Source organism: Kitasatospora sp. NPDC058046 (genome assembly GCF_042885595.1).
In the GTDB taxonomy this organism is placed as follows: Bacteria; Actinomycetota; Actinomycetes; order Streptomycetales; family Streptomycetaceae; genus Kitasatospora.
Map to the genome: position 1 here is coordinate 1 of NZ_JBHVRS010000060.1, position 6,254 is coordinate 6,254.

1 protein-coding gene is annotated in these 6,254 nt (G+C 76.4%); it reads left to right on the forward strand.

From position 1 onward, the window contains the following. A partial coding sequence (locus ACFVU7_RS45000) for a type I polyketide synthase (RefSeq protein ID WP_388052527.1) occupies positions 1–6,066 on the forward strand: 6,066 nt, incomplete at its 5' end. Between the last annotated feature and the right edge of the window lie 188 nt (positions 6,067–6,254).

A 6,254-nucleotide genomic window follows, 5' to 3' on the forward strand; every position in this document is an offset into this window, starting at 1 on the left:
CACGGCGCCCCCGCCGACTTCACCCCGCTCCTCACCGCCGGCCACCGCACCGACCTCCCCACCTACCCCTTCCAGCGCAACCGCTACTGGCTGGACACCGTGGCCGGTGCGGCCGCCGTCACCACGGCGGGCCTCACCGCCCCCGAGCACCCCCTGCTCGGCGCGGCCGTGCCGCTCGCGGACGGCCACGGCCACCTGCTGACCGGGCTGCTCTCCCGGCACAGCACGCCGTGGCTGGCCGACCACACCGTGATGGGCGCGACCCTGCTGCCCGGGACGGCGTTCCTGGAGCTGGCCGTCCGGGCCGGCGACGAGGTCGGCTGCGGCCGCCTCGACGAACTCACCCTGGAAGCCCCGCTGGTCCTGCCCGAGCGCGGTGGCGTCCGGCTCCAGGTCCTGGTCGGCGCGGAGCAGGATGGCGTCCGTCCGCTGCGGATCGACTCCCGCCCGGCCGACGCCGCCGAGGACGAGCCGTGGACCCGGCACGCCTCGGGCACGCTCTCCGCGGCCACCGACGCGACCACCGACGCGGCGGCCGACACGGCAGCCGACGAGTCCGCCGCGGACCTCACCGCGTGGCCGCCGGCCGGCGCGACCCCGCTGGACGTCACCGACGCCTACCAGCGGCTCGCCGACGCCGGGGTGGACTACGGCCCGGCCTTCCAGGGCCTGCGGGCCGCCTGGCAGCACGGCGACCAGGTCTACGCCGAGGTCGCCCTGCCCGCCACCGAGCAGGCCGCGGCCGCCCGCTACGGGCTGCACCCGGCGCTGCTGGACGCCGCCCTGCACGCGATGGGCCTGGTGCCGGACGCCGAGCAGGGCAGGCTCGCCTTCTCCTGGGGCGGGATCCGGCTGCACGCGAGCGGCGCGACCGCGCTGCGCGTCCGGCTGGCCCGGACGGCTCCGGAGACCCTGTCGCTGACCGTCGCGGACCTCGGCGGCGCGCCCGTCGCCTCGGTGGACTCGCTGCTGCTGCGGCCCGTCTCCGCCGAGCGGCTGCGCACCGCCGACCGGGCCGTGCGCGAGTCGCTGCTGCGGATCGAGTGGCTGCCGGTGCCGGCCGGCGACCCGGCCGCCCGCTCCTGGACGCTCCTCGGCACCGACAGCGCCGACCGCACCGACGGCACGGACAGCACCGACAGCACGGACGGCGCCGGCAGCACGGACTGCCTGGCCGCCCTGGCCGAGCTGGGCTCGGCGGTGGACGCCGGCGCGGCCGTGCCCGACGTGGTCGCGGTGGAACTCGCCCCGTCCCAGGGGTCCGAGGCGACGGACGAGCTGGCCGCCGCGGTCGGCGCGACGACCGTACGGGTGCTGCGACTCGTCCAGGAGTGGCTGGTGGACCCGCGGTTCGCCGAGGCCCGGCTGGCCGTGCTGACCCGCGGCGCGGTCGCCACCGGGGAGGGTGCGCCCGATCCGGTCCTGGCCGCCGTGTGGGGCCTGGTCCGCTCCGCGCAGTCGGAGAACCCGGACCGGCTGGTCCTGGTCGACCACGACGGAGGTGAACTGCCGCTGGCCGCACTGCCGGTGGACACCGAGCCGCAGCTGGCCGTCCGGCGGGGCGCCCTGCTCGCCCCGCGCCTGGCCAAGGCGCCGACCGCCACCGGGAAGCCGGGTGCTGGTGCGCAGGTCCCGCTGGACGTCTCCGGGACCGTCCTGGTCACCGGCGCGATCGGCGGCCTGGGCGAGCTGACCGCCCGCCACCTGGTCGCCGCCCACGGCGCCCGGCACCTGCTGCTGACCAGCCGGCGCGGCCCGGCGGCCGAGGGCGCCGCCGAACTCCTCGCCGAGCTGCGCGCGGCGGGCGCCGAGGTCACCCTGGCCGCCTGCGACGTCGCCGACCGCCGGCAGCTCGCCGAGCTGCTCGCCGCCGTCCCCGCCGAGCGCCCGCTCACCGCCGTGGTGCACACCGCGGGCGTGGTGGACGACGGAACCGTCCTCTCCCTCTCCCCCGAGCAGTTCGACCGGGTGCTCGCACCCAAGGTCACCGGCGCGCTCAACCTGCACGAACTGGCGGGCGACGTCGGCGGGTTCGTCCTCTTCTCGGCCGCGGCCGGTGTGCTCGGCAACCCCGGGCAGGCCAACTACGCCGCCGCCAACTGCTTCCTGGACGCCCTGGCGCAGCGCCGCCGCGCCCAGGGCCGGCCGGCCGTCTCGATGGCCTGGGGCCTGTGGCAGGAGCGGTCCGGCATGGCCGGGCGCCTCGTCGACGCCGACCTGGAGCGGATCGTGCGGGGCGGCGCGGTGCCGATGAGCGCCGAGACCGGACTGGCCCTGTTCGACGCGGCCGTGGCCTCGGGCGAGGCGGTGCTGGTGCCGATCCAGCTGGACCGGGCCCACCTGCGCGGCCGGGCGGCCACCGTCCCCGCGCTGCTGCGCGGCCTGGCCTCCGGTGGCCCGGGCCGCCGCACGGCCGGTGCCCCGGACGCCGCTCCGGCGGGCGGTCTGGCCGGGCGCCTGGCCGGGCTCTCCGGCGAGGACCGCCGGCGGACCGTGCTGGACCTGGTCCGCGGCCACGTCGCCGCGGTGCTCGGGCACGGCTCGGGCGACGCCGTGGAGGAGGAGAAGGCGCTCAAGGAGCTGGGCTTCGACTCGCTGACCGCGGTGGAGCTGCGCAACCGGCTCAACTCCGCGACCGGGCTGCGCCTTCCGGCGACCCTGGTGTTCAACCACCCGACGCCGCGCGCGCTCGCCGCGCACCTGGTCGAGGAGCTGCTCGGCGCGGACGCGGACGACTCCGCCCCGGCCCCGGCGGCGGTGGCGGTCACGGCCGACCCCGACGAGCCGATCGCGATCGTCGCGATGAGCTGCCGCTTCCCCGGGGGGATCGCCACCCCGGAGGCGCTGTGGGAGGTGCTCGCCGAGGGCGGTTCGGTGCTCTCGGAGTTCCCGGCCGACCGCGGCTGGGACCTGGAGGGCATCTACCACCCCGAGCCGGGCACCCCGGGCCGCACCTACACCCGGACCGGCGGCTTCCTGACCGACGTGGCCGGGTTCGACCCGGCGTTCTTCGGGATCAACCGCCGTGAGGCGCTGGCGATGGACCCCCAGCAGCGGCTGCTGCTGGAGACCTCCTGGGAGGCCTTCGAGCGGGCCGGGATCGACCCGCTCGGCCTGCGCGGCAGCCGGACCGGCGTGTACGCGGGCATGGTCTACCACGACTACGCGACCTGGGTTCAGGACGTGCCCGAGGAGGTCGACGGCTACCTCGGCAACGGCAGCGCGGCCAGCGTGGCCACCGGCCGGGTGGCGTACGCGCTGGGCCTGGAGGGCCCGGCCGTCACCGTGGACACCGCCTGCTCCTCCTCGCTGGTCGCCCTGCACTTCGCGGCGGCCGCCCTGCGCCGCGGCGAGTGCGACCTGGCGCTGGCCGGCGGCGTGACCGTGATGTCCACGCCGAAGCTGCTGATCGAGTTCGCCCGCCAGCGCGGCCTCGCCGAGGACGGCCGCTGCAAGGCCTTCGCGGCCGGCGCCGACGGCACCGGGTTCTCCGAGGGCATCGGCATGCTGCTGGTCGAGCGGCTGTCGGACGCCCGCCGCAACGGGCACCCGGTACTGGCGGTGCTGCGCGGCAGCGCCGTCAACCAGGACGGCGCCTCCAACGGCCTCACCGCCCCGAACGGCACCGCGCAGGAGCGGGTGATCCGCCAGGCGCTGGCCGCCGCCGGTCTCGCCGCGGGCGAGGTCGACGTGGTGGAGGCGCACGGCACGGGCACGAAGCTGGGCGACCCGATCGAGGCCCAGGCGCTGCTGGCCACCTACGGCCAGGACCGCGAACTGCCGTTGCTGCTCGGCTCGGTGAAGTCCAACCTCGGCCACACCCAGGCCGCGGCGGGCGTCGCCGGGGTGATCAAGACGGTGCTCGCGATGCGCAACGGCGTCCTGCCGGGCACCCTGCACGTCGACGAGCCCTCGCCGCACGTGGACTGGACGGCCGGAGCGGTCGAGCTGGCCACCGCGACGCGGGACTGGCCGGAGACCGGCCGCCCGCGCCGGGCCGGCGTCTCCTCCTTCGGCATCAGCGGCACCAACGCCCACCTCGTCCTGGAGCAGGGCGACCCGGCGCCGACGGCCCCCGAGCGGAGCCACGAGGGCCCGGCCGTACGGCCGTTGGTGCTCTCCGGCCGGTCCGAGGAGGCGCTGCGCGGCCAGGCCGGGCGACTGCTGGAGCTGGTCGAGGAGCAGCCGGAGCTGCACCCGGCCGACCTCGGGCTCTCCCTGGCCACCACGCGCTCGCAGTTCCCGCACCGGGGTGCCGTGGTCGCCGCGGACCGGGACGGCCTGCTGACCGGGCTGCGGGCCCTGGCCGCCGGGACGCCGCAGGCGCCCGGGGTGCTGAGGGCGGTGGCGGCCTCCGGCCGGACGGCCTTCCTGTTCACCGGCCAGGGTGCCCAACGCGCAGGCATGGGGCGTGAGTTGTACGCGGCGTACCCGGCTTTCGCGGCGGCGTTCGACGAGGTCTGCGCCGAGCTGGACCGGCACCTGGAGCGCCCGCTGCGCGAGGTGATCGCCGAGGGCGGCGAACCGCTGGACCGTACGGGCTGGACCCAGCCCGCCCTGTTCGCCGTCGAGGTGGCGCTCTACCGCCTGGTCGAATCCTGGGGCGTCCGGCCGCACTTCCTGGCCGGCCACTCGATCGGCGAGGTCGCGGCCTTCCACGCGGCCGGGGTGCTCTCCCTCCCGGACGCCGCCCGCCTCATCACCGCCCGTGCCCGTCTGATGGACCACCTCCCCATCGGCGGCGCCATGGTGGCGCTCCGGGCCACCGAGGAGGAGGTCCTGCCCCTGCTCACCGAGCGGGTCTCGATCGCCGCCGTCAACGGCCCCCGCTCCCTGGTCATCGCCGGTGACACCACCGAAGTCCGGGCCGTCGCCGCACAGTTCGACAAGGCCCGCGAACTGCGCGTCAGCCACGCCTTCCACTCCCCGCTCATGGAACCGATGCTCGACGAGTTCCGCGACGTCCTCGCCGAGCTGACCTACCACGCCCCCGCCATCCCGATCGTCTCCACCCTCACCGGCCGACCCGCCACCACCGACCAGCTCACCGACCCCGACTACTGGATCCGCCACGCCCGCCACACCGTCCGCTTCCACGACGCCGTGGAGACGCTGCTGGCGGAGGGCGTCACCACCTTCCTGGAGCTCGGCCCCGACGGTGTGCTCACCGCCATGGGCCAGGAGTTCCTGGACGGCACGGCGGCCGGCGGCCGGGCGGCCCTGGTCGCCGCGCAACGCCGGGACCGCTCCGAGGAGTTCGCCCTGGCGTCCGCGCTGGCCGCGCTGCACCTGCGCGGCGTGCCGGTGGACTGGACGGCGTTCCACGCGGACGGCCACAGGGTCGACCTGCCCACCTACGCCTTCCAGCGCGGGCGGTACTGGCTGGACGTCGTCCAGCCGAAGGCCGGGGCCGGGACGGCCGACCCGCTGGACGCCTCCTTCTGGGCGGCCGTCGAGCAGCAGGACGAGGCCTCGCTGGCCGCCGTCCTGCGGTTGGAGGGCGACGGCGGGAACCTCCCGTCCGAACTGCGGGCCGCGCTGCCGCTGCTCGCCGCCTGGCGGCGCGCCGCCAGGGCGGACGCCCCCGCGCCGCGGCCGGCCGACGCGCAGGACGCCGACGCGCCGGGCGCCGGTGAGCGGCCGGACCGGTCCGCCGGGTTGCGGGAGCGGCTCGCCGGACTCACCGAGCCGGAGCGCGACGAGCTGCTGCTGGAGCTGGTCGAGGAGTGCGTCGCCGGGGTGCTCGGCGACGCCCCGCACAACGGCCTCGACCCCGAGTGCGGCTTCCTGGAGCAGGGCTTCGACTCCCTGACCGCGGTCGAGCTGCGCAAGCTGCTCACCGATGCCACCGGTCTGCGCCTGAGCAGCACGCTGATCTTCGACTACCCGACCCCCGCCGCCCTCGCCAAGCAGCTGCGCACGGCGCTGGACCCCGAGCTGCCGGGCGTCGGCCCGGCCGCGGGCGACGGCGCCGGGGCGACCGGCACCGCCGAGGCGGTCGGCGACGAGCTGATCGACGACATGGATCTGGCCGAGCTGCTCCGCCTGGCCCGCGACAACTCCTAGGCGGCCCCGGTGATCCGCGCCGAGTACCCCGCGCGGATAACCCCCCCCCAAGCCCCCACCGGAGCTTGATGTACCGAGATTTTTGATTAACGCACCACCCCCGGAAATCCTGTCTCTTATACACAACAGACGCTGCCGACGACTCTATGTGTGTAGATCTCGGGGGGCGCCGGAGCAGTACAGCAGGG